Origin of the sequence: Balneola sp. (assembly GCA_002694685.1) — a bacterium.
In the GTDB taxonomy this organism is placed as follows: Bacteria; Bacteroidota; Rhodothermia; order Balneolales; family Balneolaceae; genus Gracilimonas.
Window position 1 is genome coordinate 681990 of sequence record NZMW01000004.1, and the last position, 26210, is coordinate 708199.

The 26210-nt window shown below is 42.0% G+C and carries 20 protein-coding genes; 8 read left to right on the forward strand and 12 right to left on the reverse strand.

All coding sequences use genetic code 11. The annotated features are described in order from the left end of the window. Positions 1–46: 46 nt before the first annotated feature. The 6 genes from CL667_08415 to CL667_08440 all read right to left on the reverse strand — a co-directional run bounded on the left by CL667_08415 (position 47) and on the right by CL667_08440 (position 6013). A complete protein-coding gene (locus tag CL667_08415) occupies positions 47–514 on the reverse strand; it encodes a hypothetical protein (protein MAL17722.1) in 468 nt (155 codons plus the stop codon). 29 nt (positions 515–543) lie between these two features. After that, on the reverse strand, positions 544–2130 hold the full coding sequence (locus CL667_08420) for an amidohydrolase (GenBank protein MAL17723.1): 1587 nt from the start codon (positions 2128–2130) through the stop codon (positions 544–546). Positions 2131–2201: 71 nt separating this feature from the next. After that, a complete protein-coding gene (locus CL667_08425) occupies positions 2202–2660 on the reverse strand; it encodes a methyltransferase (protein MAL17724.1) in 459 nt (152 codons plus the stop codon). A 312-nt stretch (positions 2661–2972) separates the two neighbouring features. Continuing rightward, positions 2973–5210: a TonB-dependent receptor gene (locus CL667_08430; GenBank protein ID MAL17725.1), complete on the reverse strand. Its 2238-nt coding sequence runs from the start codon at positions 5208–5210 to the stop codon at positions 2973–2975. Then, on the reverse strand, positions 5210–5683 hold the full coding sequence (locus CL667_08435) for a hypothetical protein (GenBank protein ID MAL17726.1): 474 nt from the start codon (positions 5681–5683) through the stop codon (positions 5210–5212). The genes CL667_08430 and CL667_08435 overlap by 1 nt, the downstream gene beginning before the upstream one ends. A gap of 78 nt (positions 5684–5761) precedes the next feature. Beyond that, the gene (locus tag CL667_08440; GenBank protein ID MAL17727.1) at positions 5762–6013 is read right to left on the reverse strand and encodes a hypothetical protein; all 252 of its coding nucleotides are present in this window, start codon (positions 6011–6013) and stop codon (positions 5762–5764) included. Positions 6014–6179: 166 nt separating this feature from the next. Between CL667_08440 and CL667_08445 the strand changes: the two genes are divergently transcribed. From CL667_08445 to CL667_08455, 3 genes are all read left to right on the forward strand, one after another. Next, a complete protein-coding gene (locus CL667_08445; GenBank protein MAL17728.1) occupies positions 6180–6527 on the forward strand; it encodes a hypothetical protein in 348 nt (115 codons plus the stop codon). A gap of 178 nt (positions 6528–6705) precedes the next feature. Further along, on the forward strand, positions 6706–9396 hold the full coding sequence (locus tag CL667_08450; GenBank protein ID MAL17729.1) for a pyruvate, phosphate dikinase: 2691 nt from the start codon (positions 6706–6708) through the stop codon (positions 9394–9396). 132 nt (positions 9397–9528) lie between these two features. Beyond that, the gene (locus tag CL667_08455) at positions 9529–11013 is read left to right on the forward strand and encodes a mercuric reductase (GenBank protein MAL17730.1); all 1485 of its coding nucleotides are present in this window, start codon (positions 9529–9531) and stop codon (positions 11011–11013) included. Positions 11014–11231: 218 nt separating this feature from the next. Here CL667_08455 and CL667_08460 read toward each other — a convergent pair whose 3' ends face one another. Beyond that, positions 11232–11948 (reverse strand): hypothetical protein, encoded by a 717-nt coding sequence (locus CL667_08460; protein MAL17731.1) that lies wholly within the window; start codon positions 11946–11948, stop codon positions 11232–11234. A 93-nt stretch (positions 11949–12041) separates the two neighbouring features. Next, complete coding sequence (locus tag CL667_08465; GenBank protein ID MAL17732.1) at positions 12042–13031, reverse strand: L-asparaginase 1; 990 nt, start codon at positions 13029–13031, stop codon at positions 12042–12044. Positions 13032–13220: 189 nt separating this feature from the next. On the opposite strand from CL667_08465, the gene CL667_08470 reads away from it, so the two are divergent. Next, positions 13221–15347, forward strand: a complete 2127-nt coding sequence (locus CL667_08470) for an elongation factor G (protein ID MAL17733.1) — start codon at positions 13221–13223, stop codon at positions 15345–15347. 49 nt (positions 15348–15396) lie between these two features. Here CL667_08470 and CL667_08475 read toward each other — a convergent pair whose 3' ends face one another. The 4 genes from CL667_08475 to CL667_08490 form a co-directional block, all read right to left on the reverse strand. Further along, positions 15397–16818: a hypothetical protein gene (locus CL667_08475; protein MAL17734.1), complete on the reverse strand. Its 1422-nt coding sequence runs from the start codon at positions 16816–16818 to the stop codon at positions 15397–15399. Positions 16819–16855: 37 nt separating this feature from the next. Continuing rightward, entirely contained in the window at positions 16856–17410 is a 555-nt protein-coding gene (gene lptC, locus CL667_08480; protein ID MAL17735.1) for an LPS export ABC transporter periplasmic protein LptC, read from the reverse strand. A 93-nt stretch (positions 17411–17503) separates the two neighbouring features. Continuing rightward, positions 17504–18130 carry a uracil phosphoribosyltransferase gene (locus CL667_08485; GenBank protein MAL17736.1) on the reverse strand — a complete coding sequence of 209 codons (627 nt, stop codon included), beginning with the start codon at positions 18128–18130 and terminating at the stop codon, positions 17504–17506. Positions 18131–18137: 7 nt separating this feature from the next. Next, entirely contained in the window at positions 18138–19709 is a 1572-nt protein-coding gene (locus tag CL667_08490) for a sodium:alanine symporter family protein (protein MAL17737.1), read from the reverse strand. A gap of 466 nt (positions 19710–20175) precedes the next feature. Between CL667_08490 and CL667_08495 the strand changes: the two genes are divergently transcribed. The 4 genes from CL667_08495 (at position 20176) to CL667_08510 (ending at position 26209) form a co-directional block, all read left to right on the forward strand. Continuing rightward, a complete protein-coding gene (locus CL667_08495) occupies positions 20176–20469 on the forward strand; it encodes an integration host factor subunit beta (protein MAL17738.1) in 294 nt (97 codons plus the stop codon). Positions 20470–20892: 423 nt separating this feature from the next. Beyond that, positions 20893–23913 carry a hypothetical protein gene (locus tag CL667_08500; protein MAL17739.1) on the forward strand — a complete coding sequence of 1007 codons (3021 nt, stop codon included), beginning with the start codon at positions 20893–20895 and terminating at the stop codon, positions 23911–23913. Positions 23914–23986: 73 nt separating this feature from the next. Then, a complete protein-coding gene (locus CL667_08505; GenBank protein MAL17740.1) occupies positions 23987–24202 on the forward strand; it encodes a hypothetical protein in 216 nt (71 codons plus the stop codon). An 84-nt stretch (positions 24203–24286) separates the two neighbouring features. Next, complete coding sequence (locus CL667_08510; GenBank protein MAL17741.1) at positions 24287–26209, forward strand: hypothetical protein; 1923 nt, start codon at positions 24287–24289, stop codon at positions 26207–26209. Position 26210 lies beyond the last annotated feature (1 nt).

Here is a 26210-nt window from a genome sequence, read left to right on the forward strand (position 1 = left end):
ATTTTAGCAGAAAAGGGCGCCTAAACCGGGCGCCCTTTTTTTATTTCTATAATTGGTATCGGAAACCTATAGATCCGGTAAACCCAAAAATCTGGGAAGGATTGATATCCAGATAAGGACCCATATCAATAAAGACCTCAAAAGGAGCTTCTTCAAAGCCGTATTCAACACCAATTGGAAACTCGATGCCGTAGGAAACATCTCCATCAACATTAGCGCCAAGGTCAGTATAGTTGAGACGAATGCCTGGGGCGTAGTAGGGAGTTAAGCTACCGGACTCTACACCTAGTGAATTTTCACTTTTGTAAATCACATAATTGGCTGAGAAATTAATTTGAGTGACATCAATAAGAGTAAAACCTAAATCTGTACGAATAGCTGATTTCTCATTAAGGGTGAATTTGGCAGTAAGTCCCGAAAGGTAGCCGCCAACAGCTTTTTTGCTTTGCTGTGCATGTATAGAAGTTGATGCTCCAGCAATCAGTAAAAAAAGAAGGACGCGAATGCTTTTCATAAAGGTTAAATTTTGGTTTGATGGTAATCTTAGTAGTCTAGCCCGGGCTGGGTGATTTTAAAGTCTTCTTCAGCTTTAGCGGCTTCTACCATTTCAGCAACGTCTTTCAGTAATTCTTTTGCATCATATACAATTCCATCTTTGATAGTATAGCGTACACCGCCTCTTCGAACCGGCTGATTATCTTCATTCACGTAAATAGCTCCGGTGCCGTAGAGTACTTTTAGGTTTTTCATTGGATTGGCATCTACTATAACCATGTCTGCAAGTTTTCCAATCTCGATGGTACCCAACTGATCATCCACTCCTAAAACTTCGGCTCCCTTTAAAGAGGCAGACTGAAATATTTCTAAAGGATGAAATCCGGCTTCACGGAACAATTCCATTTCCTGAATATATCCGAACCCGTACAGTTTATAGATATAGCCGGCATCAGAACCGAGCGTTACACGCCCGCCTTTATTCTTATACTCGTTGATGAACTGCATCCAAAGGTCGAAATTTTCTTTCCACGCAATTTCCTGCTCCGTTCCCCATTCAATCCAGTACGAACCATGTGAAATCCGGCTGGGAGCGTAAAATTCCCAAAGAGAAGGGATGGTATATTTCTCATGCCATTCAGCTCGGCGCTGAGCACTTAAGTCTCTGTTGGCTTCATAAATAGTGAAGGTGGGGTTCAGCGTGAAGTCAAGTTCAAGCATCTCATCCATCACTGCTTCCCATTTCTCTGAACCGGGATCAGCAGCTTGTTTCCATAAGTTTCCAGCTTCTTCAAAACGATGTTGTTCATCGTTATAATTATAGTCTAAAGGATAATCCTGTATGATACGATCTTCGAACATAGACTCCGGTAACCCATACCAGTGGGTCAAAGAGGTAAGGCCAAGCTGGGCTGATTTCAATGCATCATTATAAACTACCCGGGTTTGGGCGTGATGAGTCATAGTGCCAATGCCGAGTTTGTTGGCTTCATCAATTGCTGCGGCGTAAATAGCGGGCTGGGCTCCGAAAAATTTAATTCCATCAGCTCCTTTTTTGTGAATCATCTGAACCCATTTTCGTGCTTGCTCAGGAGTTGTAATTGGTCCGTCGTGATCCATTCCAAAACCAATCCAAGCTGAAATACGAGGAGCAGTAATTTCATTATTTGCACTCATCTTCTTGTGGCGAAGTGTCCAATCCATCCCATTAAAAGAACCGGGTTCCCGAATAGAAGTTATTCCATGGGCAAGCCATAGTTTATATACATATTCAGGGGTTGTACCCTGAGCACCGCCACCGGTATGTGCATGCATATCAAAAAAGCCGGGGAGGAGATACATGCCTTCAGCATCAATTACCTGAGTATTCTCATCCGCTTTGGGACGGCGGTTTTCATTGATGGGTAAATTTGGATATCCAACGGTTTGAATGGATGCAATTTTGTTTCCCTCAACCACAATATCGACCGGACCGGTTGCCGGGGATCCGGTACCATCAATCAAATTCACACCACGAATAATTAAACGTTCGTAGGGTCCTTCGCCATCCGTACGATCTGGTGCGTCAGACATTTGAGCCTGTACCGTGAAGGTTGCAAAGGTGAGGATTAATAAAAGAGCGTTAATAATTTTCATAGCTGAATAGATAAGGTTGAGAAGATGGGATGAATGTACTACAAAGAAACAATCATCACCGTAAAAATAAGTTAGATTAGTAAAGAGCCTTCGTGTTTAAGAAGCCATTCTTTGCGTTCAAGTCCACCGGCATAGCCAGTCAGTTTATCATCTGCTCCAATTACGCGATGGCATGGGATAACAATAGCGATAGGATTTTTCCCATTGGCTTTCCCTACTGCTTGTGATGCTTTTTCATCACCAAGCTTCTTGGCTATTTTTCCATAGGAGGTAGTGCTGCCTTGGGGGATTTCCAGCAATTGGTTCCAAACCTGTTGTTCAAATTCAGTCCCCTGAGGCTGGAGCTCAAGTTGAAAAGCTGATCGGTTTTCTTCAAAATATTCCCGAAGCTGAGTTTTGGCAGATTCGGTATGAACATCAGGATCTTCAGGCCCGTCAAAATCCATGAATTTAATTTCGGTAATTCCATCTCCATTAGAGAGAATTCGAAGTACTCCAATTGGAGATTCTAAAAAGCTAACGTAAGTCACAAAAGTTATTTTGGTGAGTGGTCAGCGGGAGAATATCGACTCATTTTGTCTTATCAAAATCGAAAAGAATAAAATTTATTCAACATGAAAAAGCTGTTTTTAGTACTGTTTTGAGGCTTTTTTAAAAAAGAATAAAATTATTTAAAAAAAAGTGTAACAAATCTGTTTGGCCTAACTCTTGAATATAGCTTAGAGGTGAGATTAATGTTTATACCCTAACAGTTAGTCAAAATTTTTACTCCTTAAAGCTGAAACCTAAAGCTAAAACCCTGAGATTGAACCTCTCAGGGTTTTTTTATGCTGAATGATTTTTTAGAAGTAAACCCGGTAGAGTAAGCTCACGTTTATGCCCGGTTGAGGTCGTAAATCTTTAATGCGAGAGAGGTGGTCGTAATATTCCTGATTGAGCAGGTTATTAACATTCAGTGAAAAGGTATGAAGCAGGCTTTTTCCTTCTAACCGATATTGTGAAAAAGCATCCACCAAAGTGTAGCTTTCAGTCGGGGTTTCGAATTCACCGGTGCGGTCTTGTTTCCCTGAAAACCGAACTCTACTGCCAATCTCAAAACCGCCCTTAGAATATTTCAGTGATGTTTTGGTCTTGAACGGTGGGATTTGAGGGAGGGGGCGCGTGTCGCTATTAATGCCTGTATTAGCTTGTTCTTGCTCAGATACTTTTCGCTCGGCTATCGTGTAGCTCATGGATAAATCAATAACAAAGTTGGTTAAAAACTGAAGTTCACCGGAAAATTCAGCCCCATAAAGTATAGCCTCAGTTCCTACGAACTGGTAATTATTTAAATCAGGTCTGCTGTTATTTCGTTGGCCTGTATCTCTCGCATATAAGTAGTTGTCAAATCCGTTGTGAAAAAGGGCCGTTTCTGCTGTGGCTTTCTCGGACTGATACCTGAGGAAAAGCTCTTTAGCCAAACCACGTTCAGGATCAAGATCAGGATTCCCGACTTCAAAGGAATAAGAAGCCAAATGTGGACCTTCCGAATACAACTCTTCGAGAGAAGGTGCACGGAAAGAGTGTAATAAACTGGTACCTGCCGAAAACCCTTTTCCTAACGAGTAAATGGCAGCAAAGGAACTTGAAAGGGCTGGGAATGACCTTTCCCGTATATTACCAATAGAGGATGTAGGATCATTTTCGACCGGTTTATTTAATACCCAGTCGAATCGCAGACCTGCTTCAAGGTGGAGCCGATCAATATCTTTCTCTTCTATAAGGTAGGTTCCAATTTTGTAGCTGTTTGCATCGGGAGTGCTTGCACCAATTACTGCGTAATCTTCCAATTCTCCCCATACTCCAAAACTACCTTTATCTAAAAACCCAAGTGAATTATGAGATGCTTTTACTTCAGCATTAGTGGTTACCAAACCAAATTGAGTGCCTAAAGAACCGTTCGATTCAATTTCTTTATGGGTGTAATTCTTAATGGAAAAATCGGCTTCCAATACATCAATAAAATCATTGCGAACTAAAATTTCTGACTTAACATCGTACTGGAACTTTTTCATTTCAATATCCACTCCATTTGGATGTCCGTTTGGATCCGGTGGAATTCCATAATTATTGATGTAGGTGCTAAAAGCAGCTCCCAGGTAACCCCAACTTTTCACCCAACTCAAGCCTAAAGCATCATTTGTTGATCTATAATAAGTATTGTCGATTTCACCTAAAGGCGTACCGACATCTCCAGCCAGGCGGCCATTTAAGTTTAAGCTGAGCGCAAAATCTTTATATGGAATGGTGGCATCTAAAGCTCCTGAGACACCGCTGCTTACAGACTCACCGTTGAGTGTAAAGCTCCCTGTAAATTTTGAGGGAACCGTAGTTTCAATTTGATTACGAACCACATTGATTACCCCACCAATGGCATTTGCTCCGTATGCAAGAGCTTGTGGCCCTCTTGCTATTTCTACTTCCTGAGCTGATATGGGATCAATAGTTACGGCATGGTCGGATGACTGAGCGGAAACGTCACCTGAACGAATACCATCCTGTAAAATCAAAACCCGTTCATCTCCCAAACCTCTTATAACGGGTCTTCCCGGTGCGGAGCCCATTTTACGTTCGTCAAATCCAGCTAAATTAGATAGTGTCTGTGAGAGTGTATTACCAAGGTTTCTTCTAAGGTCTGAGCCAAAAACTTTTTTTGAGGCATGCTCCAGAGTTGAACCTTCTAAAACCTCTTCTTTGCCTACAACATCTACAGATTGAGATCCAAGAACAGTAGGGCGTAGTTTTATATTTACAATTTTATCGGATTCTTCAATGCTAACTTCTTGTGTTTGAGTCCGATATCCGATACGGTGCACTGAAAGCGTGAAGTTGCCTTCCGGCATATTTTTGATTTCATATTTACCTGCAGCATCTGCAACAGAAGTCCGATTCAGTTCTTCAACGTGAACGTAGGCAAATGAGATTGGATCGTTGGTTTCGGAATCAGTAATTGTTCCGGATAATAAAAAACTGTCCTCAGCAGGAGAGCTTCCTGAAAGGAAACCCCCTGTGAGTAACAGTAATGAGATTAATATATGCACTATTCAGCCGCTTCAACGTGTACGTGAATATTTTGGGAAGTGAAATCAGAATGGCCACTATGCATGAGCATAAGTCTTAAATCTGTAATCCCTTCTGCTTCAGCATGGATGTGAAAACTCCACTTTCCGTCTTCGTCATGTTGCTCGAATTCAGCTATGCCAGAATCTTCAAATTCATAGCCAAGGCTGAGTTCATCTTCATCGGGAGTGAACTCTTCACCATCGTGATCAATAAATACAATAGTAATGAGGTCAGTTTCTTGTCCCGTTACTAGTTCAAATTCACCTGTCAAATCCTCGTCAGGCAATTGCTCCACGACAGTTTGCCCGTTCATTATCAGGCGAAATCCTTCGGCGTCTCCATGCTCATCTTCATCGGCAGAGGTAGAATTTGAGCAAGCGGTGAAAATTCCAGCAAAAATAATAAGTGTTAATACAGTCTTAGCTGCTGATAAAAGGTCTACTTTTTTCATGATAGATTGATTTAAATAAATTGATAAATAAGTTTTTAAGGCCTGTATTAGAAAACAGGCTTAAGGAATGGGTTTTATCTAAATCAATGCTGGCGGGGCACGTCCGAGGAGAGGAGTATGAAATTCTTCAGCGATCAGGAGTTCTTGTACAGCAACAAGGGTTTCCTGAAATTCTAAAATATGAGTGTAGTTAACAGATTCTTCGTAGGTAGTATCTGATACAATAGTACAAACTGGACAGACTGGATCGTTTTCCGCGTAGTGCTGCTCATTCGCATGGTGTAGACATTCCAATCCTTCACTGTGATAATGAGCCATAGCACCCAACATACCCACCACAGCGAGTGCGAGAAAAATAAATGATATGAAGTTTCTAAATCTGCTCAATTAGATATATCGTATTACCTAGTAAGAATTACGATGATAATATCATCAAAAAAAGGCGAATTGCCATATCTTATTACAAACCTGTTACACATTTTAAACTAAATATACGATGGCAGAGTTTCTTGAGTTAACGAAGGAATGGTTTTTTAGTCTTGGAGAAAATTATGGAGTAAATCCCATTATTTTTGGAAGTATTTATGTAGGAGCTATTCCATTTTTCACCCTAAGTATTGGCTGGCTGGTTAAGAGTTATAGAAAGGGTAAGCCTATCGTGCTTCCGGCAATCAGTGCCACATTCTTTTTTATATCTGCCTATCTATACCTGATAATAGCCGGTGAGAATGTGCCTTGGTGGGTGTACGGAGTGGTTGTAGTGATGGTGATTTACGGAGCTTGGTCAACCTACAATAAAGTAAGATCAAGAATACAGGACGCTACACCACAACAAAAAGGGTGAATTTCCAGGTGTTTCATTGCTTATCAAAAATTAATAGCGCTTTTCTAGACTTAGTACATCAATAATTCACATTTCTTTTTAATAATGAAGTCATATACAACCTAAGCCGGTTGACTTTAGTGGTTTGGTTAGCCGAGTCTCGGAAACTTGTTCAATAAAAGTACAGAGAGGTACTGTTATGGCTAATCTTGATAAATTTGTATACCGATTCGGGAAATTTAACACTGACGGTAATAGAGAAATGAAACATCTGCTGGGTGGAAAAGGGGCTAATCTGGCAGAAATGAGTACAATTGGGATACCGGTTCCTCCAGGGTTTACAATCTCTACGGAAGCTTGTAAACGAACGATTGATAATCAAATGAACTGGCCTGAATATCTTTTTGAGCAGGTTTTGGAAGGGGTTAAACACATCGAAACAGAAATGGGGCTGAAGCTTGGTGACGCCAGTAACCCACTTTTGATTTCAGTCCGTTCCGGTGCGGCTGTCTCTATGCCGGGCATGATGGATACCATTTTGAATCTGGGTATTAATGATGATGTGGTGGAAGCAATCATCAAAAAAACGGGGAATGAACGATTTGCTTATGATAGCTACCGCCGATTTATCGATATGTTTGGGGATGTAGTGATGGGAGTAAGTCACGACCAGTTTGAAGAGGCTATTGAAACAATGAAGAAAGAAGCTGGCGTAGAGCAAGATATAGATTTGAATGCTTCTCACTTGCGGGAACTAACCGACCGGTACAAAGCAATTTACCGGAAAGTAACCGGACACATGTTCCCCGATGATCCAATGGAACAACTCAAGTTCGCAATCAATGCCGTATTTAAATCCTGGAACAGTGCACGCGCCATAAAATACCGTCAGATTAGTAACATCTTTGGGTTGATTGGCACGGCTGTAAATGTTCAGGCGATGGTATTTGGAAATATGGGTGAAAAAAGTGGAACTGGTGTCTGTTTCACCCGAAACCCTTCCACCGGTGAGGCTAAACTTTATGGCGAATTTTTACTGGATGCACAGGGTGAAGATGTGGTGGCAGGAATTCGTACACCAAGTCCAATTTCTGAGTTAGAAAAACGAAATTCGGTCATATTTAAAGAGCTCCTCAACTACACCAGAAAGCTGGAAGCTCACTACAAAAATATGCAGGATATTGAATTCACCATTCAGGATGGCAATCTGTTTATCCTTCAAACCAGAAATGGTAAACGAACGGGAGCTGCTGCTGTAAAAATCGCTGTAGATTTAGTTAATGAGGGTATTCTCACCAAAAATGAAGCCATTCGTGATTTGGTTGATCCGGAGCATATTGAGCAATTACTCCATCCACAATTCAGAGAAGATGCACTGAACGGAAGTAAAATACTTGGAACCGGTTTACCTGCTTCTCCGGGAGCCGCAGTCGGTAAAGTTGTGTTCGATTCCAAAAAAGCGGAAGAAGCCGGTAGTGAATCCGAGCCCGTTATTTTAGTTAGAATTGAAACAAGTCCTGAAGATGTAGGAGGAATGTCTTCTGCGGAAGGAATCTTGACCTCCAGGGGTGGCATGACCAGTCATGCCGCTGTAGTTGCCCGCGGGTGGGGTAAACCTTGTGTGGCAGGATGCAGTGATATCGTAATCAACTATAAGACAAAGTCGTTTACAAACGGTGGAGTGACGGTAAAAGAAGGAGACTGGATTTCCCTGAATGGAAATACTGGAAAAGTTATTCTTGGCAAAAAAGAACTCTCTAAACCAGAGTTCAGCAAAGAGTACCGTGTGTTTATGGACTGGGTTCATGCGATCGAGGTTATGAAAGTGCGCACCAATGCAGAAACTCCGGAGGATGCAAGATTGGCTCGTTCATATGGCGCTAAAGGAATAGGCTTGGCTCGAACAGAACATATGTTCTTTAAGCCTGGTAGGGTCAATTTCATGCGGAAAATGATTATCGCAAATACAGTAGAAGAACGGGTGGCTGCATTGAGCAACCTGCTTCCATTCCAAAAGCAGGATTTCATTGAGATATTTGAAGCAATGGAAGGCTTGCCGGTTACAATTCGGCTGCTGGATCCACCACTTCATGAATTCCTTCCACAGGAAAAGGAAGAAATAGAAAAAGTAGCCAGTGAACTTGGCGTTACTTTTGAAGTTCTTCAGCAAAAAGTAAACCAGTTGAAAGAATTCAATCCGATGCTTGGCCACCGTGGGTGCAGACTCGGAATTACCTATCCTGAAATCACTGAAATGCAGACTCGGGCTATCATCGAAGCTGCTTTAGAATTGCTGAAGGAAGGTAAAACCGTTCTCCCCGAAATAATGATTCCACTAGTGGGAAGTGTGGAAGAATTTGTACACCAACGGGAGGTTGTAGATCGCACAGCCAGGGCTCTCATCAAGGAATCCGGTGAAAAGCTGGAATACAAGGTGGGAACAATGATTGAGATTCCACGAGCCGCTATATTGGCGGATCAAATTGCTGAAAAAGCCGATTTCTTCTCATTTGGAACCAACGATTTAACACAGCTTACTTACGGGTTTAGCCGGGATGATGCCGTTAAGTTCTTGCCAGCCTATATCGAGAAAGGTGTGCTAAAGCAGGATCCATTCCAGGTACTCGATGAAGAAGGAGTAGGGCAATTTGTGCAAGCAGGAACAAGGCTTGGTCGAATGGTCAACCCAACCCTGAAAGTGGGTATCTGTGGAGAGCATGGTGGCGATCCGTCCAGTATCAGTTTTGCATATGATACCGGACTGGATTACGTGTCTTGTTCACCTTTCCGGGTTCCGGTGGCACACTTGGCTTCTGCACAGGCTGTGCTAAGAAGAAACCGGGAAGAAAGTCCCGATGAAGATGAAAAGTTAAATTCACTGTTAGCTTAATCTGAATAATCACAATAATCCGGTCATAGATCATTGGTTCTCAATGCTTACTTTTGGTTCAGTAAAAGTAATTGAAAAGAAGTAAGTACTTAGGTAGATATAGCGTCTCTACCAAAAAGGAGATAAAGATTTATGGCTGGATATGATTTTGATATGATTGTGATTGGTGGGGGAGCTGCTGGTCTTACATCCTCGGGAATAGCAGCAAACTTCGGTGCAAAAACAATGATGATCGAAGCCGATCGGCTTGGCGGAGATTGTACATGGACCGGGTGTATTCCATCGAAAACATTACTCAAAGCAGCTAAGGTTGCCCGCCAAATCAAAGAAGCCGGTAAATATGGACTCATTGACGGGGAGCCAAATATCGACTTCAAAAAAGTGATGCAGCACGTTGATGAGGTTCGCAAAGAAGTTTATCACGATGCAGATCGTCCTGAGATTTTTGAAGACCAGAAAATTGAGGTGGTTTTTGGAAAAGCTTCTTTCAAAGATTCGCACACGATTGATATTCAGCTAACTGATGGCGGCAGTCGAACGGTTTCTTCCAAATATTTCATCATTGCTACCGGGGCAAAAGCTTTCGTCCCTCCAATAGATGGAATTCAGGACGTGGATTATTTAACAAATGAAAGTCTGTTTGAAATTGAAGAACTGCCAAAAGAATTATTGATAATTGGCGGTGGACCGATTGGCACCGAAATGTCTCAGGCTTTTGTGAATTTGGGGTCTGAAGTTACCGTAATAGACATGGCCGATCGAATTATGACGAATGATGATCCGGATCTGGTCGAAATCCTGCAAGGAGAGTTGGAAAAACAGGGAGTGAAATATGAGTTGGGAGCTTCTGTACAAAGAGTTGAACAGGAAGGCGATCGATTCAAAGTGTATGTGGAAGTACATGGAGAGCAAAAAGTACTGGAAGGTGATGCGTTACTCATGGCAACGGGTCGGAAATCCAATACAGCGTCACTAAATTTAGATGCGGCAGGTGTTGAATCCGAAATGGGCAATATTACGGTAAATGAGAGCTGTCGAACCAATCAAAAGCATATCTATGCAGCAGGTGATGTGACAGGGCGATACCAATTCACCCATATGAGCGAGCACATGGCGAAGATTGCAGCTACCAAAGCCTTGCTGAAGGTTGTCCCCATGAAGATTGAAAAAGATAATGTGCCTTGGGTTACTTTTACCGATCCCGAGTTGGCCCATGTTGGAAAAACAGAGAAGAAGTTGAAAGAAGAAGGAGTGAAATACGAGGTTTATCGATTTCCTTATTCCAAAATTGATCGCGCTGTTTCAGAAGGAGAATCGGTGGGTATGGTGAAACTCTTTGCCAAGAAGTTATCCGGCAAGTTATTGGGAGCTTCGGTTGTGGGCGCTCATGCGGGGGAGTTCATCTCTGAATATGCTGTAGCCATGAGGAATGGAGTCTCACTCCGCGGCATTGCTGATACCATTCATCCATATCCAAGCTGGGGATTAGGCGCTCGTCGTGCTGCTGATCAATGGTACATCAAGAACCAAAGCGAATGGTCGGTTAAGCTTATTAAAACAATTTTTGGATATCGAGGTGAAATTCCTGACTACAGTGATAAGGATCGGGTTGTTTAGTTTCGTTATTAGTGAGGGCGTTAATCGTTGATTCGTTCCGACGCAGAGCGTCGGAACGAGTGCGGTGATGGGCTTTTGATTACCCTAAACTAATTCAGTTACTATCCTCGCCCAGCGTAAGGCAAGAGGTGGATTTTTATAAAGTCTGCTTAAAAAATGGCATTGCATTGTGTTATCAACAACCCTCGCTCCGATCGCTCTGCGTCGGAGCGGAATGCTTACTTGGGCGGCCCCGCCTGAATATCTTCCAGCTTGCTCATTGCGCGGTCTTTGAGGTTATTGAATTGATCTTCAGGGATGGAACCTGCAGTATATTGATGGTAAAGCCAAACGATGTAGGTAGCCATCACGTCTTCGTAGCAATAGTGCTCGATCAGGTCTAACTCGCCCCGTTCAAACATGGCGAGAACTTCATTTCCTTCTCCGGTTTGTTTGAAGGGGATCCCAATCAGCTGACCCAAATGTTTGAGCTTTGGCCATGAACTTGCTCCGTAGTTACTGAACTCATCTACCAGATCGATATTATGGCGGCTGTATCGGTAACGGATATCATAATCATGCATACGGACGGGCATCTGAAGTCCGTGCTTCATAGCGCGATAGGTGAGAACGGGGATATCAAAACCTTTGCCGTTGTGGTGGATCAGACCAAAATCTTTATACGTACCGATGGCATCGAAAATCTGCTTAAGTCCCTCTTTTTCATCTTCACCGCTCCATGCCAGCTTTTGTTTGGGTCCGCCGGTATTCTCGATCCAAAGTCCCACCCAGGAAACCATGCGGTGATACATGGGAGGCAGGAAGCCCGACTTATTTCTTGCTAATTCCTCGCTGGCTTTTTCCAGCAATAACTCTTGATCTGATTCATGATCGTTTAGTACCCGTCGCACAAAATCGAAATCCGGGACGGTCTCTACATCAAAAATGAAAAACATGGTGGTAGGTGTAAGGTTTTAGGTGTTAGCTTCAGGGTGTTAGATTTTAGGTAGGTCTAAACTAAAACCTTGCCCCTAAAACCTAACACCTTTTTAAAGTTCCCCGACCAGCGATTGCTGGAAACGTTCTTCAATATCGGTTTTGGAATCGTAATGTGCTAATAAAAACATGAGTTTGGTCACAGCGGCTTCCAAGGTAAGATCATTCCCACTGATGGCTCCGTGTTTTAGAGCGGCACGACCTGCGGAGTATTGGCTGAGATCGACCGAGTCGTAATCGGCTTGAGAAACAATAGCTACAACTACATCATGTTCTTTACATCTATCCAGAAAAGGGAGCAGGCTCTTTTCACCCTTCACACAAAAATTCCCGCTACCGAAAGCACGAAGAACGACCGCTCTGATTTTACTTAAGTCTAATCCATTCAACAGTTCGGGGTTCATATTTGGATGGGCAGTCAGTACGAAAACTTCATCAGAATACTTAGCCTGATTCTCAAATTCACCTTCACCAAAAGAATGCTGAACCAGCGCTTCAATTTGAATTCCAATATCCGCAAGAGGAGAACAGTTGGGAGAGCCGAAAGCATCAAAATCACCAATGCTGAGTTTGGTAGATCTGTTTCCGCGATACAGGGCATCATTGAAGCAAATGCCAACTTCCTTAAAATCCATGGTGGCCAGTTCAATGGCGTTGACAAGATTTCGGCGGGCATCACTTCGAATAGTGCTCATAGGTAACTGACTTCCGGTGAAAATCACAGGCTTGCCCAGATTCTTCAGTCCAAAACTCAGAGCAGAAGCTGAATACGCCATCGTGTCGGTTCCGTGCAAAATCACAAAGCCATTGTAAGTGGAGTAGTTCTCTTCAATACAAGCAGCCAGTTCTATCCAGTGGGAAGCATTCAAATCCGAGCTATCCTCAAAGAAAAGAGGGAGTGTGGTGATCTCAGCAATCTCGTTCAGTTCGGGGATTTCATCGTAAAGCACTTTAGACCATTTCTCGGGATTGAGCTCCACACCTTCACCTTTTGCATTCATGGCAATGGTTCCACCGGTCTGTATCAGTAAATTTTTTTTCATGTTGCTTATTACGAGACTCCGTTTATTTTTGATCTTCACATTCTATTCAAAAAGAATGAGTACTGTTCATTGATTTGATCGCGCAAATAATAAGGCGCTTTTTTTGACAAGTTAAAACCTGTTACCAAGAAAACACACTGCTAAATGGCAGAGATGGTACTGTCAGTTGGAGTCAAATGGAGGTCACCTATGAAAGTATATAATCCTACCCGAATTCGTAATGTTGTTCTGTTGGGGCATTCAGGCTCCGGAAAAACAACGTTAGCCGAAACGATGCTTTTCGAAGCCGGAGCAATTAACCGAAGAGGTTCAGTCGGAGAGAAGAATACCGTCTCTGACTATCATTCGCTGGAGAAGGAAAAAGAGAAATCAATTCACTCTTCCTTTTTAAACCTGGACTGGCGCGGCCATAAAATTAATCTGATCGATACTCCTGGAACTTCCGATTACATAGGAGAAGTAGCTGGCCCATTACGTATAGCAGACACTGCAATTTTTGTACTAAATGCCGAGCAGGGAGTTGAAACAGCCACGGATTCACTTTGGAAAAATGTACAAAAGTATAACGTACCCTCCATGTTTGTGGTGAATAAGCTCGATACTGATCAATCTGATTTCTGGAAAACGGTTGAGGAAGCCAAAGAGCATTTTGGGCGCCAAGTTACGGTCGTTCAGTTCCCATTTAGTGAGGGACCGGATTTTCATGCCATTATTGACGTGCTAAGAATGACGATGTATGAGTTTCCGAAAGAAGGAGGGAAACCGGATAAATTGCCGATTCCTGATTCTCAGAAAGCTAGAGCCCAGCAGCTTCATCAAGAGTTGGTAGAAACCATTGCCGAGAACGATGAGACTTTAATGGACATCTATTTTGAGCAAGGCGAACTTGATGAAGAGCAGATGCAGCAAGGACTTCATATCTCGTTAGTAAACGGACAGATTTTCCCACTGTTTGTGAGCTGTGCTTCCAAAAACATGGGAACGGGTCGTGTTATGGGATTTCTGGATGATGTGGCACCCAACCCATTGCAAGGAAACCCTCCTAAAACCGAAGATGGTGAAGTGTTTGAATTGAATCCTGACGGAAAACCGGTCATGTTTCTATTTAAGACACATTCCGAATCGCATGTGGGAGATTTGATCTATTTCAAAACCTATGGCGGTGTTATTCGCCCGGGAATGGATTTGGTGAACAGCAGTAATTCGTCTTCAGTAAGGCTTGGCAGTTTGTTTTTAACGGAAGGCCACAAAAGGATTGAAATCAATGAAATTCAAACCGGAGATATTGGAGCCGTTGTAAAACTGAAGGATGGAGAAGTAAATGATACCCTTCATGAAAAAGGTCATGAAGTAAAACTTCAGGGTATTGAATTCCCACCAACAACTATCAGAACCGCTGTAAAATTGGTAAAAGAAGGTGATGAAGATAAACTGGGACATGCACTACATCAGATTCACCGGGAAGATCCTTCGGTGCTAATTGAACATAGTCAGGAATTAAGGCAGGTGATTATTCACGGACAAGGTGAAGAACATTTAGCTGTGATCGAAGATCAGCTTAGAAATCGTTTTAAGCTGGATATTGAATTTATCACCCCAAAAATCCCATATCGGGAGACGATCACTAAAGGAGTTAAAGCACAGTATAAGCACAAAAAGCAATCTGGAGGAGCCGGACAGTTTGCAGAGGTTGAACTCCTTATTGAGCCATATACCGAGGGGATGTCAACACCGGATGACCTCAAAGTTCGGGATGTTCAAGAGCATGATTTAAGCTGGGGCGGCAAGCTGGTTTTTCAAAACTGCATTGTTGGTGGAGTCATTGATAACCGATTTATGCCCGCAATCTTAAAAGGAGTGATGGAGAAAATGGAGAATGGCCCCATGAGCGGTTGCCGAGCCCGTGATATTCGGGTGTCTGTTTTTGATGGTTCCATGCATTCCGTTGATTCAAACGAAGCTGCTTTCAAAACGGCTGGCTTAATGGCTTTTCGGGATGGATTTATGCGAGCCAATCCCCAGCTGATGGAGCCGGTGTATGAAATTGAAGTATCAGTTCCTTCTGATTTTATGGGAGATGTTATGAGTGACCTCAGCACACGCCGTGGACAAATTCAGGGCATGGCTGGCGAAGGTTCAATTCAGAAAATAAAGGCTCATGTTCCTCTGGAGGAATTGGATCATTATTCAACTAAGCTTAAATCTATGACTCAGGGCAGTGCGACTTATACCCGAGAGTTTTCGCATTATGCGCAGGTACCGAGGGACGTGCAGGATCGGGTTATTAAGAATAATTTGCAGGTAGAGGAGGCGTAGGGAATAGCGAATACTGAATATTGAACAAGGAACATTGAATGCTGAAGTTTTATTCAGTTTCAGCAAGGGTGTTTAGGTAGTCGAGGAATCGTCTTGGAAGTTCGAAGGGGCGTTCTTTAGGAACGGGCGGGAAGCGGGGAGTTACTTCTTCTGTTGGGCGTTCCGGCCTGAGTTCAGGATTCCATGCAAAGCCATCTAATTCACGATCAGCAAGTCCTGCAAATTCTTCGAAGAAATAGCCGTCGTTTTTACCGGCTGTAACCCGGGTTAGATCACCATTCTTGAAATACATGGTAGTGGTTGGTGAGGAATACTCCACTGCTCCATCAGGATTTCCTTGTTCATTTTTTGTGTGATACAAAACCTGACTATTGGGATAGATTTTAATGCGGGATAAATTTCCGTCTGTAAAATCGGCTATTAAAGTATCACCCTTAATTTGATGAAGCCTGCCGGTGCTGCTGTCTTCCTGAACAGCAATGGTTTTATAATATGAACGGAGTTGCTGTACTTCGTTGCTGTCCATTTCAACAGAAATATAGGGTCCGGTAAGCTGAATATTTTCGTGCCAGGCAATAGGGTTTGAAATAAGTTCAAAGATCTCTGTGGAAGAATCGTAAAGCAGGGTGTCAGAATTGGATGAAAACTTAGGAGACCAAACCTTTACGTTCTTGAAACCTCGAATTAGTGAGGTAGAATCCTGTTCTAAAAGCAACAGCTGAGTTGCGTTGATATGGGTTGTATCAGACGTGTCAGCACTGACTCGACTGAGGTATGCATTCCCATCTACGAAGCGCCTTCCTGTGGAGTCTGCCTCCAGATAATCCCCGGTGAGTGTACCGTTATTGGTGCTATCCACAACAAAAATGTTATCGTACAGCTGCAGATATTCCGTCCTTCGATTAATGAAAAGGCTATCTCCCTCGGCATATTGAGCAGAATCAGAAAGCTGCACGTTGCCTTTGAAAATAGCGCTGTCTTGGTTTTGGAAGTAGGTTCCACGCTGAGCAATCAAGGTTCCGTTTTGATCTTCCAAACGAATGCCGTTTTCAAAATAAGCGACTTTAGTAAAGAAGTTGTAGTCTACTTTTTTACCAAAAAGGGTAGTGCTGTCTTGTTGAATTATTACCCGCCCTCTAAGTAAACTGAGATCCCGGTTGTTGTAATAATAAAGGGTATCACTCCAGATAGTTTCCTGAGGCGTTTCAATTTGAATGTTCCCAAAAGCCCGAATTTCACTGCGGTTGATAAATCGCCAGGCACTGTCGCAAACCATTTCAATATTTCCCGTTGTGAGGCGAGCGTTATACAGCTTTTGAATCTGCTCGCCATCAACGGTGGCGCCAATAGCGCGGCTGAATGATTCAATATTTACCACACTTTGAGCCATCAAACCGGTAGATAAAACCAGCACGAAAAAAAGCCCGGTTAATAACTTAGATAATACTTTTAGGTGAAGTGATATGGTCATGCCATGAATATACAACTGCAATCTTTTAGAATTAAGCTTATTCAATGACTGCCCTTCCGCCGCCTTCATTCAGCGTGTAGTTGTTAAGGTCTGAGTCTCCAAAAAAGCCTTGGGCAGCAATACTGTCGGGCGGAGAAATGAATATGACAAACTCAGGAGTGCTTACCCGATCTCGCTGGCGCTCCCACTTCAGGTAATCAGATTGAAGTTTCTTGCCACCCGGAGCGTCAACTCGAACATTACCGAAAAGCTCAAATTCAGAATCCTGAGGTTTATGGACGGCGCTGTCTGCGTTTACAAAAGTATCGGGTTTTCCCTCTTCGTCAAAAATCTCGATATAAACGGGGCCGCTTATCTTGGTTAAATTTCGAGATTCGTCTTTAATTGAGGCAGCATAACTCCCGGAAAGTTTGAGTTTTAGCTTTCCGTTTTCAAGCACTTCCATATCAATTCCCCAGCTTTCAGTAGTTGTGAAAAGAGAATCGCTTAGTGCTTCCTGTACCTGTTTGTTCTCAAACTCAGTAAGTTCTCCACAGCTTGTCGTCAGAGGGAGCAAAAATATGGGCAGTAAGAAAAGGTGGATGTTTTTCATGATTAGATCATAGCGAAATGGCTTTCAGCTGTCAGTAATCAGCCATCAGGTGTCTCTTACTAACAGCTGAAGTCTGAAAGCTAACGGCTTAAATTATAACGTACCGAAATATCGGTCACCAGCATCACCTAAACCAGGCACAATGAAAGCATTCTCATTTAATTTCTCATCAATTGATGCGGTGATAATCGGGACATCGGGGTGATCTTTCTGGAGCCGTTCAATTCCTTCAGGAGCAGAGATAAGGGAAACGAATTTAATATTATCTGCTCCATTTTCTTTTAGGAATTTGATAGCATGAGAACCACTGCCTCCGGTAGCTAACATCGGGTCTACAACTAATGTGTAGGCTCCCTTCAAGCCGCCGGGAAAGTTATGATAGTAGTTGACGGGTTCATGAGTTTGTTCATCACGATAAACACCAATATGCCCAACTTTTGCATCCGGCATAAAACTGATGATCCCATCAACTAAACTAAGCCCAGCTCTCAAAATGGGAATTACAAAAACTTCAGATGATGGTTCATAACCTGTTGTGGTCTGAATGGGCGTTTCTACATCATAAGTTTTCATAGGCAAATCAGTAAGTGCCTGATAAGCCAAAATAGTACCGATGGTGCTCATGGCCCTGCGAAAAGGCGCGGTCTCAGTTTTTTTATTCCGGAGAATACTGAGATAGCGCTTAACGACAGGATGGTCTATTTCTGTGACGTTTTCCATAGGTGAATTATGATTCTTTCGCTTCAAATTCTTCCATTTTAGTGAAATACTTTTTGCTGGCTACAGCTACAGAACCTGAAAGGGCAAACAAGGCAATGATATTCGGGAAGGTCATCAAACCAAGCGCGATATCACCGATAGCCCAAACGGTTGCAAGTGGGAAGATGGCCCCAATAAAATGCATCACCAGGTATACTATTTTGTAGTATATGATCGACTTATCGCCGGCCAGATACTGAATGGAACGGTCTCCATAGTAACTCCAACTAATAGCGGTTGAGATACCAAACAGGAGCACACAAATAGTAACAATCATTTGGCCGCCGGGGAATAGAGAAGAGAGTCCTTTCTCGAAAGCGAGCGAAGTAAGAGGAGCCCCATTCTCAGCGATACTGGTATATAAAACTTCTACTTCATTTCCACTGGCAGAAATAATCACCGCTGATCCACTGGAAACATCAATGGATCCTGTGAATGGAGTAGTGCGTTCTTCATCAGCATAAAACATTCCGGTTGGAGCATCATTTCGTTCTACATAACCATCGGTGGCTTCACCGTTCACAATAGAAAGCATGGTGTCGCCGTCCTCGTCAAATACATAGGTATTTTCTACGGTAACCGGATCAAACTGTACATCGTGGCGCTCTTGCCATACGTTTGTACTAACAATCACCAAACCGGTCATTGTACAAATCAGGATGGTATCAATGAATGGTTCTAACAGAGCAACCACACCTTCACGAACCGGTTCTTCTGTTTTCGCAGCACCGTGAGCGATAGGGGCAGAACCCTGACCAGCTTCATTCGAAAATAAACCTCGTTTAATTCCCCAAACCAATGTGGTTAAAAATCCACCGGAAACAATTCCGAAAAGTCCGGCTTCAGGAGTAAAAGCAGTAACAAAAATAGTTTTAAAAGCAGGAATTACGTCACTGGCATTTAATAGTAAAATGGTGAGTGCACCTAACACATAAATCAGAGCCATGATGGGCATCAGTCGTGCAGTTACCTGGCCAATACGCTTAATCCCACCTACAATAACAATACCAACTACGGAAGCAGTGAAGATCCCTGTAATCCAGGCAGGTACTAAAAATGTTGAGTACATGGTGTCAGCAACGGTATTGGCTTGTACGGCATTACCGGTAAGAAATGAACAGATTACCGCCATCGCTGCAAAAAAGATTGCAAGCCACTTCCAGTTTTCACCTAAGCCTTTTTCGATATAATACATCGGTCCACCAGATACAGAACCGTCGGCATTTTGCACACGGTGTTTTACAGCCAGTGTACACTCAGCGTATTTGATTGCCATTCCAAAGAAAGCAGTAACCCACATCCAGAAAAGGGCTCCGGGACCTCCATAATGGATGGCTATAGCAACACCGGCAATATTACCAATACCTACGGTTGCAGAGAGAGCTGTAGTTAAGGCCTGAAAGTGGTTGACATCACCGGTATCATCGGGATTATCGTAAACTCCCATAACAGATTTTATACCGTGAGCAAATCGTCGAATCTGTACAAACCCGAGTCGGAGCGTAATGAAGATTCCAAATCCCAAAAGCACAACAACCATGAAGGGAAACTTTTCGGGGGTTGACCAAACGAGGTTGTTCAACCAGTTTACAGCTTGTTCAAATACTTCCATGAATAAATTATTAATAGGTTAAGAAATTTTAAGAGGCAGGCAGAAAGTAAAAAACATTTCGGAATATTAAAGGAATACCTTGTTAAATAGATAAATCCTTGTGTGATTATACTTCAGAGTTCCAAGTAATTGAGCAATGAATGAAGTTTTGACAAGATGGATTTCAAGTGAAGCAATAAGGTTCTTCACGTTTGGCATTTAGAATAAGTAATTTACTTTACGATTAGCTTCCCCTTGATTACAGAAGTTGTTTTCAATAAAAAATGAAAACTTTTGAAAAAATTATATGAATTTCTAAAAATCCGTGCTTGGGAGTGAACGATTTTTAAGTAGCTTTGTTTTCATTGTAGTATTTCGAAAACCGTATATTAATTAATAATCAATCTTTTAAATCATGACTAAAGCAGACATAGTAGATGTAATTTCTTCATCTGTAGGTTTGACCAAAGTAGAAACTGAAGCCGTAGTTAATGGTTTCATGGAAACCGTTATTGATGCGATGAAGCGGGGAGAAAATATTGAACTTCGTGGCTTTGGAAGTTTTAAGGTTGTTAAACGTGCGCAGCGTGTGGCAAGAAACCCTAAAACAAATGAAGAAGTTATTGTCCCTGAACAATTCGCTCCGGTTTTAAAAATGTCTAAAGATTTTAAAGAAGCTGTGAACGAAGCACAGATGGTTGAAAAATGAATTTAGAAAACCGATAAATCTTCTTATTTTAGCTGTGTTCGAACAACAGTAATTCTATTAATAAATTTTAGGTGAGTATTTATGCCAAGCGGTAAGAAAAGAAAGCGCGCAAAAATAGCAAAGCATAAGCGTAAAAAACGTCTGAGAAAAAACAGACACAAGAAGAAAAAGTAAGATATTCAAAAGCCCCGCACTTCAACTTAAGTGCGGGGCTTTTTTTATTTGTAGAATTTGACGCTGCCCCTCAATAGTTAAATTCTTCTAATGTTTTTACCAAAAGGCGATTCTTAATCAGAATTGCCTTTTTTTAGTTTGGTTATAAAATGACAACAGTATGTTAACAAAGATTGATCGTGCTGATTATCATATTAAAGGACTGACTATTCAAGGTTAAAACCTGAATCAATTTACAAGGTATCATTTATGAAAAAATTTACGACACTGCTTTTCTCACTATTAATGGTTTTCGGATTTTTAGGTAATGTGATGGGGCAGACAACACTTTTATCAGACGATTTTGAAGCGGGTAATTTGAATTCTTGGACAGATGATTCTACAGATCATTGGTCCGCATCTACTACGAGCCCTATTAGTGGAACATATTCGTTGCAGCATGATAACACATTGTCTTCTGGTGACAGTGAATCATTTTTATATCAGGCTGTTTCGGGCACCCATTTAAGTGACAGTATTACTACTTGGAGGTTTAATATGAAAAACGGCTCGTTTGATCCATCTGGTCCAAATAATTTTGGAGTTCTTTTGATGGGTGACCAAGCTAATCCGGCTGATGGTTCACAAAATGGCTACTATGTGGGTGTAAATTTTAATGGTACAAGCGACGATATAACCCTTCATAAAATTACAAGTGGAGCAGTAACCGATCTTATTACAGCAGAAGTGAACGTTAATACTAGTGATCTTATGGGTGTTAAAGTTGTCCGCCAGCCATCTGGGTCATGGGAACTATTTGTTGACAATGATGAGGATGGAGTATTTAATAACTTTACTTCTTACGGTTCAATAACTGACAACACTCATACTACTTTCTCATATATATCCTTCTACTTTGACTATAATACCACCGGTGATGCTGACCTACAGTTTGATGATTTAATTGTTTTTGAAGAAGAGAATACTCTAAAGGCAGAACCGACGAATCATGCGACTAGTTTTAGTGCAACCTCAACAAGTGTAGAGAAAGTTGATCTATCTTGGACAGATGCAAGCAGTGTTACGCTCCCGGATAGCTATTTAATCTTAGCGAATGATGATAATTCTTTTTCAGTTCCTTCCGATGGTACTGCACAATCTGATGATACTGATCTGTCTGATGGTTCAGCTGTATTAAATATCTCTCAAGGCACTCAATCTGCTTCTTTTTCAGGACTAAATCCAAATACCCAGTACTATTTTGAAATCTACTCATACACAAATTCCGGATCTAATATTAATTACAAAACAGATGGAACAGTACCTTCGGATAATGCAACTACATTAGAGGCACCTGATTTAGTTTTAAATGAAATTTTTGCTGACCCAGCTACTGATATAACTGGAGACGCGAATGGCGATGGTACAAGAGATTCTGCTGATGATGAATTTATAGAATTTGTGAATACAGGGAGCAGTGATTTAACTATAACTGGTTGGACGGTCGAAGTTGGCGGGAGTACAGAGCATACGTTTACTGACCCAACAGTCCTTAGCCCAATGCAAGGTATTGTGATATTTGGAGGCGGTACTCCGACTGGTGATTTTGGTAATTCAGAAGTACAAACTGCTTCAAGTGGAAGCGTAGGTTTAAGCAATAGTGGAGAAACTATTGAAGTGAAAGATGGAAGTAGTAATACACTAATATATTATGAATACGGAGGTGCTTCTGATCAGTCGGAAACCAGAAGCCCAGATTTGACAGGTGACTTTGCTGATCATTCATCAGCAGATACTGATGACGCTTCTTTATTCTCTCCAGGTACCCGTATTGACGGTTCAACTTTTCAACCCACCGTTGAAATATCTGGAAATGCAGGTTGGAGAATGCTTTCTTTGCCTGTTGAAGATGGAACTGTGGAAGACATTTCTGATGACACGGCTGTGCAAGGAGTTACGGGTGGAGATAATGCCGGTGAAACTTCAAATTTTTACATTAATACAGCATCAGACGGTTCCGCCCAGAATGGATATATGGTACCTACAAATGTAACTACCCCTTGGGGAGACGGTCGTGGGTTTATTCTATATTTCTACGACAACACTACGGCAGGGAGTTCTGAATTACCAATTACATTAGAGGCGTTTGGGACAGAACCTTCGGGTGATGTAAGTGTGACTGTGTCAAATAGCTGGGCTTTACTTGGTAATCCTTTTAACAGCAATTTTGAGCTAGATGAGCTAACAGGAAATGATTCCGGACAGGGTGTTAACAATGGTCTCAAAAGTCCAGTAAGTGTTTGGGATGATGGAGCTGGTACCGATGAAAGCGGATCATGGATTACTGCAAATTTTGGTTCTGGCAATAATGAAATACTAAGTACCTGGCAGGGATTCTTTATCGAACGTAATAGTAGTTCAACAACAGAGATCACCTTCCCTGAAGCCGGTAAAACAAGCACTACTTCTACCGTTGCTTCATTTTCTAAGGAGAACTCAGATCAATTTCGGGAAGTTGAATTATTACTGGAAGCACCTGGTAATCTATCTGATAGATCTAACAAACTGTATTTTACAAATAAGGCTGTGGAAGGAAGAGATGCGTTTGATGGAGGAAAGCTTACTCCTCTGAACGGCTCACCTTATCTATCATTTGTAAACAACTTTGGAAGCGGTGATGAGCTTTATGTACAGGATTCTCGTCCTGTTCAACCGGAGAGAGATCAGGTATACGAGTTAGCACTGGCTGATGCCGGACTTAGCGGAACCTACACACTCAGCTGGCCTGAAATGAAGAATATCCCTTCTGACTGGACATTCACCCTTACTGATTTTGAGACGGGTGAAACAGTAAATATGATTCCAGGAGAATCGTATGAATTTACCGTTGAAGCTAAACAGAAAGCACCGCATGCCAGTGTGCTAAATCTGACCGCAGTTGAAGCTGCTCCTGAAGAAGTAAGTGCGAGATTTGGTATCAGGATGTCTAGCAGCGTAACGACCAGTAATGAACGAGGAACAACACCCGAACAGTTTTCACTAGAGCAAAACTACCCGAACCCTTTTAACCCAGCCACAAATATTCAGTACAGTATTGCTGAGACAGGCTTTGTTAAGCTTACCGTTTATAATGTAATGGGTCAACGGGTGGCTACGATAGTTAATGAGACGAAATCAGCCGGCACCTACCGTGCAAGCTGGGATGCTTCGAATATGGCAAGTGGAATTTATCATTATCGTTTGCAGGCAGGCAACCAGGTATTCACCAAACAAATGACATTAATTAAATAATTATTTATGAACTCTGAATAGTTCATGTAAATTACTTTCGACTATTCAGGATCATCCATACAAAATCAAGATTATGAGAACTCTGATATATATTTCTTTGACCCTCGCTTTCTTATTAGCATTAGCTTCAATTGTTGTAGCCCAGCCCGGTTTGCCTTCTGCACCTTCTCAGGCTCCGATTGATGGCGGACTGAGTTTACTGGCCGCTGCAGGTGGCGGGTATGCAATTAAGAAGCTTAGAGATCGAAAAAAAGCACAAGATGCTGAAATTGATGATCACAAAATGTAAGCTTATTAAATAGATATTTATATTTTAAATGGTGCCTTAATCTCGGGCGCCATTTTTTTTATCTGAATGAATTAAGAAAAATCTTTGATCAGCAAAATCAATTTTACGGTAGTTAGTTTAGCTTCTTTTGTGTTGTTGCATTCCACCTTATTCGCACAAAATGAAGACGTCAGCTTTCGGGAAATTTCGCTACGGCTGGATGCTTCAAATGGAGCTACTGATTACAGTAATAAATTATATTTCTACGAAAACGGAAGCGAAGGTGAGGACGCTTATGATGGTTCAAAGCTAGCATCAATATCGCCGGGCAATCCATATATGTATTTTGTTCAGGATTTTGGAGAAGGTGAAATTGAATTAGTACAGGATGCGAGGGGCTTGTATCCTGATACCATTCAGACTTATAGTCTTGAAGTTGAAGATTCAGAATTTTCAGGGACTTTCACAATCAGCTGGCTGAATTTTAAAAACATTCCTGATTTGTGGGAATTATGGCTGGTTGATACTGATCTTGACTCTACCATTAATATGAGCGACGAATCGGAATACTCCTTTACCACAAGCAGAAGCTTCCAGGTTTTGATTGAGCCGGTTACTTCTCAGGTTGTAATTACAGGAGATGCGGGGTGGAGGGTGCTTTCCTTTCCGGTGACAGGAGCCTCGGTAACACAACTTACGGACGACACGGCCATTCAGGGAATTAGTGGTGGCGAAAATGAATCCGCTGATCCTAACTTCTACCTCAATCTTGCCTCTGATGGTACAGCTGGAAATGGATATTCAGCGCCGACAGATATTTACACCTCTTGGGGTGATGGATATGGTTTTCTTACCTATTTCTTTGACAACAAACTAGCAGGGAGCTCTGATCTTCCAGTTACAATTAATGCAATGGGCAAAGAACCTGAAGGGGATGTTACGCTAAGTATTTCGAATACATTCACTCTGGTAGGTAATCCTTTTTTAAACAATCTGGAACTGGATGAAATATCAGGAAATGGAAGTGGAGGTACCAAAGGTGGTCTACAAAGCCCAGTCTATTATTATGATTCTGGTGGGCTAGGCACAGCTAATTTTGGAACAAACACCATAATTAGTACTTGGTCTGGTTTTTTTCTTGAACGTGCAGGTTCATCAACAACTAAATTGACGATCCCAAGTTCTGCTAAAACAGATACTGCTGCAACAGCTGGTTCTTTTTCGAAGCAACAAAGTCCTTCATTTAGGGAAATCGAACTGCACCTTGAAGGTCCGAATTCCTTAACGGATAAGTCATCTAAACTATTTTTTCATTCTGCCGCATCAGAATCAACCGATCCTTTTGATGGCAGCAAGTTATATCCAATCGATGGACGTCCATTTCTGGCTTTTTCTGATACAGGAGATAATTCAACAAGATTATTGGTACAGGATGCAAGAGCATTAAATCCCGAAAGAGAACAAGTATATAATCTTCTGGTTTATGACAATGGAAAGAGCGGAGTTTATACATTGAGCTGGCCGGTTTTTAGAAACATTCCCGAACATTGGGAACTGATGCTATTGGATTTAGAAACCGGTGTTTCCTTATCGATGAGGGACTATAAATCCTATAAGTTTGAAATTGAATCGACGTCGAAAAACCTACCAAAGAAAGAGTTAAAGCTGTTAAAGCAGGTAGAACAAACATCAGGCCTGACTCCAAGGTTTAAGATTGTTGTAGCAGCTGCTCAGGCGACCAGCATTGAGTCAGGAGAAAACCCAGATACCTTCAGCCTATATCAGAACTATCCCAACCCCTTTAATCCCTCTACTACTATCGAGTACAGATTAACCAGATCCAGCAACGTTACTTTAAATATTTTCAATGCGATGGGGCAGAAGGTTAAAACGGTAGTCAACGAAGTGAAATCAGCAGGAAGCTACCGTATCAGTTGGGATGCAACAGGTTTCGCTAGCGGCGTTTACTATTATAAGCTGAAAGTATCGGATGGGGTTATGACAAAAAAAATGACGCTGATTAAATAAA

Excerpts from the sequence above, each read along its gene's own strand:
- CL667_08490 (MAL17737.1), bottom strand. The coding sequence starts at position 19,709 with ATGGTTGTTGTGCTTTTGGGATTTGGAATCTTCATTACGCTCCGACTC.
- CL667_08505 (MAL17740.1), top strand. The coding sequence starts at position 23,987 with ATGAGAACTCTGATATATATTTCTTTGACCCTCGCTTTCTTATTAGCA.
- CL667_08450 (MAL17729.1), top strand. The coding sequence starts at position 6,706 with ATGGCTAATCTTGATAAATTTGTATACCGATTCGGGAAATTTAACACT.
- CL667_08420 (MAL17723.1), bottom strand. The coding sequence starts at position 2,130 with ATGAAAATTATTAACGCTCTTTTATTAATCCTCACCTTTGCAACCTTC.
- CL667_08460 (MAL17731.1), bottom strand. The coding sequence starts at position 11,948 with ATGTTTTTCATTTTTGATGTAGAGACCGTCCCGGATTTCGATTTTGTG.
- lptC (MAL17735.1), bottom strand. The coding sequence starts at position 17,410 with ATGAAAAACATCCACCTTTTCTTACTGCCCATATTTTTGCTCCCTCTG.
- CL667_08415 (MAL17722.1), bottom strand. The coding sequence starts at position 514 with ATGAAAAGCATTCGCGTCCTTCTTTTTTTACTGATTGCTGGAGCATCA.
- CL667_08475 (MAL17734.1), bottom strand. The coding sequence starts at position 16,818 with ATGACCATATCACTTCACCTAAAAGTATTATCTAAGTTATTAACCGGG.
- CL667_08445 (MAL17728.1), top strand. The coding sequence starts at position 6,180 with ATGGCAGAGTTTCTTGAGTTAACGAAGGAATGGTTTTTTAGTCTTGGA.
- CL667_08500 (MAL17739.1), top strand. The coding sequence starts at position 20,893 with ATGAAAAAATTTACGACACTGCTTTTCTCACTATTAATGGTTTTCGGA.
- CL667_08465 (MAL17732.1), bottom strand. The coding sequence starts at position 13,031 with ATGAAAAAAAATTTACTGATACAGACCGGTGGAACCATTGCCATGAAT.
- CL667_08435 (MAL17726.1), bottom strand. The coding sequence starts at position 5,683 with ATGAAAAAAGTAGACCTTTTATCAGCAGCTAAGACTGTATTAACACTT.
- CL667_08455 (MAL17730.1), top strand. The coding sequence starts at position 9,529 with ATGGCTGGATATGATTTTGATATGATTGTGATTGGTGGGGGAGCTGCT.
- CL667_08470 (MAL17733.1), top strand. The coding sequence starts at position 13,221 with ATGAAAGTATATAATCCTACCCGAATTCGTAATGTTGTTCTGTTGGGG.
- CL667_08495 (MAL17738.1), top strand. The coding sequence starts at position 20,176 with ATGACTAAAGCAGACATAGTAGATGTAATTTCTTCATCTGTAGGTTTG.
- CL667_08440 (MAL17727.1), bottom strand. The coding sequence starts at position 6,013 with ATGTTGGGTGCTATGGCTCATTATCACAGTGAAGGATTGGAATGTCTA.
- CL667_08485 (MAL17736.1), bottom strand. The coding sequence starts at position 18,130 with ATGGAAAACGTCACAGAAATAGACCATCCTGTCGTTAAGCGCTATCTC.